The organism is Kitasatospora sp. NPDC092286 (genome assembly GCF_044755565.1).
Classification (GTDB): Bacteria; Actinomycetota; Actinomycetes; order Streptomycetales; family Streptomycetaceae; genus Kitasatospora.
In genome coordinates this window covers 85997-89197 of record NZ_JBIVRD010000036.1, presented here as the reverse complement: position 1 = coordinate 89197, position 3201 = coordinate 85997, and the positions used below count along the sequence as shown (strand labels likewise).

Here is a 3201-nt window from a genome sequence, read left to right as displayed (position 1 = left end):
ACGACCGTAGCGGGCGGCACGGGCCGGGCGCTGCGAGACGGGTCAACCGTGCGCCCGCCCGGCGGGAAACGCCGAGGGCCGCCGCCCGGGACGGGTGGCGGCCCTCGACTGTTGTGGAGCTACGGGGAATTGAACCCCGGACCTCTTGCATGCCATGCAAGCGCTCTACCAACTGAGCTACAGCCCCGCGACACGCACGGCCCTCGCGGACCGCAGGTGCGGAGTGGAGCTACGGGGAATTGAACCCCGGACCTCTTGCATGCCATGCAAGCGCTCTACCAACTGAGCTACAGCCCCGCACTTCACCGGATTTTCCGCTTCCCTTCCGGGCCGCGTTTTCCTCCGTGCGAACGAGGAAGACTCTAACTGGTCAGGCCCGGAACTGCGAAATCCGTCCCCGCCGGCCGCTCGGCGGATCACCGCCGGCAGCCCCCACTCAGGTGTCGTCGCCGATCACCGGCTGCGGCAGCGTGCCCGCGTTGTGCTCCAGCAGGCGCCAGCCGCGCACGCCCCGGCCCAGAACGGACCAGCAGCAGTTGGACAGGCCGCCGAAGCACTCCCAGAGCCCCGGCTCCAGGCCGAGCAGCCGCCCGAGCATGGTCCTGATGGTGCCGCCGTGGCTGACCACCACCAGGGTGCCGTCCTCCGGCAGCTTCCCGACCGCGTCCAGCACGACCGGCACCGAGCGGTCGGCCACCTCGGTGGACAGCTCACCGCCACCGCGCCGGACCGGCTCGCCCTGCGCCCAGGCCGCGTACTCCCCCGGGAAGCGGGCGCGGATCTCGGCGTTGGTCAGCCCCTGCCAGGTGCCCGCGTAGGTCTCACGCAGGCCGTCGTGGTGCTGCACGTCCAGGCCGGTGATCTTCGCCAGCTCCTCGGCGGTGCGCCGGGCGCGCTGGAGGTCCGAGGAGATCAGCAGGTCGGGGTGGAGGCCGGCGAGCAGCCTGGCGGCCCGCTGGGCCTGCTGGACGCCCTGCCCGGTCAGCTCGATGTCCGTGCTGCCCTGGAACCGCGATTCGAGGTTCCAGGACGTCTGGCCGTGCCGCCAGAAGACGATGCGCGGACCTCGCGCGTCCCCGCTCAGCTGTAGTCCTCGGCGCCGAAGTCGTCGGCCGGGGCGACCTCGGCCGGGGCGACGGCGTTGCCGGCCGCATCGGTCCGCACGTCCTCGGGGCGGTTGCGGGTGGCCAGCGCGTCGGCCGGCAGCGGGAGTTCGGGGCAGTCCTTCCAGAGCCGGTCGAGCGAGTAGAAGGAGCGCTCCTCGGAGTGCTGGATGTGCACCACGATGTCCAGGTAGTCGAGCAGGATCCAGCGGCCCTCGCGCTCGCCCTCCCGGCGCACCGGCTTGACGTCCAGCTTCTCGCGGAGCTGGTCCTCGATCTCCTCGGCGATGGACTTGACCTGGCGGTCGTTGTTCGCGGAGGCGATCACGAAGGCGTCGGTGATCGACAGCACCTCGCTGACGTCGAACGCGATGATGTTGTGGGCCAGCTTGTCGGCCGCCGCCTGGGCGGCGACGGTGATGAGTTCCTGGCTGTGCTCGGTGACGGTCACGGTGTTCTTCCGGCTCGACGGCTTGGGGGCGGTCCCCGGCACCCGGCCGGGGATCGCCTTCCAGGATCTCACGCCGCCCGGGCGGCCCCGGAACCGTTTTCCGGGGCCGCCGCGCACACCCGGGGCTACTGCGTCTTCGGCGCCTGGTAGTCCTTGCCCAGCACGACCACCAGATCCGCGTTCTGGGCGTCGGTGACCTTCTTCGCCGCCGTCTCCGGCAGGTTGAGGCTGAGCGCCAGCGACTTCGCCGCGGCCTGCCGGGCGTCGTCGGTGTAGCGGATCTCACTGACGGCCTGCGGGGCGGTCTTCGACCCGCCGGGGATGAAGGTGAGGCCCGCGTTCATCACCTGGACCTGGGCGGCGGCCGCCGCCTGGTCGTTGCCGCTGGCGTCCTGGATGCTGACCCGGGCCGGGGCGTCGCCCGAGGCGGCGGACTTCACGGTGCCGCCCAGCACGTCCTTGACCTGCTTGCCGGCCGTGGCGTCGTCCAGGGTGCCGTCCGGCTTGACCGTCAGCGCGGTGGTGCCGAAGTGGCCGTCCTTGGCCTGCTGGGAGAGCTGGACGAGCACCCCCGCCAGGGCGTCCTCGGGCAGCGACGGGTCGAGCACCGCGTTCATCCGGTGCACATCGTCCTTGGCGTCCTTGAACTCGGTCGGCATGGTGCGCACCACCGCGTCCATCACCTGTCCGAACCGGGCCAGTTGGGCGTCCCGGTTCTCGGTGGGCGCCTGGTAGGTGGCGTAGGCGACCGCGGCCTTGCCGTTCAGCAGGGTGTTCTTGCCCGCGGCGGCGAGCAGCTTGCCGTCCGGCTTGCCGCCCTCGTGGGCCTCGGCGTTGGTGTCCACCCGGACCCCGCCGAGCTGGGCGACCAGCAGTTCCAGGTACGGGGTGTCCAGCCGCCAGGTGCCGGCCACCGGGGCGCCCAGCACGGTGGTCAGGCCCTCCCTGGTGGCGGACGGCCCGATGCTGTCCATCGCCTGGCCGACCGTGGTGACCGGCGGGTCACCCGGGCCGGGCAGCCGGAGGGTGTCGGGCAGCAGCAGCACGGTGCCCTTGTGCCCGGAGGAGTCGTTGACCAGCAGCGCGCTGGAGACCTTGCCCTGCAGGTCGCGCAGGTGCACCACGTTGACCTGGCGCGGACCGGCCGCGGTCGCCGCGGTCTGCTTGTCCCCGGTGAACCAGAGGTAGCCGCCGGCCCCGGCCGCCGCGAGCGCCACCACCACGCCGGCGCCGATCAGCCGGTTGCGCAGCTTGCGGCGGCGCTCGGCCCGCACCTCGCTGCGGGATTCGGCGAACTTCAGCCAGTCGATGACGTCCTCGGACTCCTCCGCCTCCTCGTCGACGAAGGTGAACTCGTCCGTGGGGTAGTCGTCCTTGGACGTCTTCCCGGCGCCCGCACCGGACTTGCCCGCACCCGGCTTGCCGGCGGCGGACCTGCCCGCACGGCCCCCGCCGACCTGCTCGGACGGCGGCTCCGGTTTGGCCGGAGCCGCCTCGGTGGCGGCGGGCCGGGCCGCGCGCGGACGCGGCGGCGCGGGCGCCGGCGCGGCCGGAACGGGCTCGGGCTCGGTGACCACCGGCTGCGGCGCGGTGGCGTACTGCTGCTGGGGGTACGGGTCGTAGGCCTGCTGGTACTGCTGCTGCTCC

3 protein-coding genes and 2 tRNA genes are annotated in these 3201 nt (G+C 72.6%); all 5 read right to left on the bottom strand.

Annotated elements, in window-relative coordinates; all coding sequences use genetic code 11:
- Positions 1–114 precede the first annotated feature (114 nt).
- A tRNA-Ala gene (locus tag ACIQIB_RS29955) sits at positions 115–187 on the bottom strand.
- Between the two features lie 37 nt (positions 188–224).
- Positions 225–297 (bottom strand) — tRNA-Ala (locus ACIQIB_RS29950).
- A 139-nt stretch (positions 298–436) separates the two neighbouring features.
- The gene (locus ACIQIB_RS29945) at positions 437–1084 is read right to left on the bottom strand and encodes a histidine phosphatase family protein (protein ID WP_363607595.1); all 648 of its coding nucleotides are present in this window, start codon (positions 1082–1084) and stop codon (positions 437–439) included.
- Complete coding sequence (gene rsfS, locus ACIQIB_RS29940) at positions 1081–1554, bottom strand: ribosome silencing factor (protein ID WP_363607529.1); 474 nt, start codon at positions 1552–1554, stop codon at positions 1081–1083. Before rsfS ends, ACIQIB_RS29945 begins: the two co-directional genes overlap by 4 nt.
- A 125-nt stretch (positions 1555–1679) precedes the next feature.
- Positions 1680–3201 (bottom strand): LCP family protein (locus ACIQIB_RS29935; protein ID WP_400761744.1); only part of this gene is annotated, 1522 nt, incomplete at its 5' end.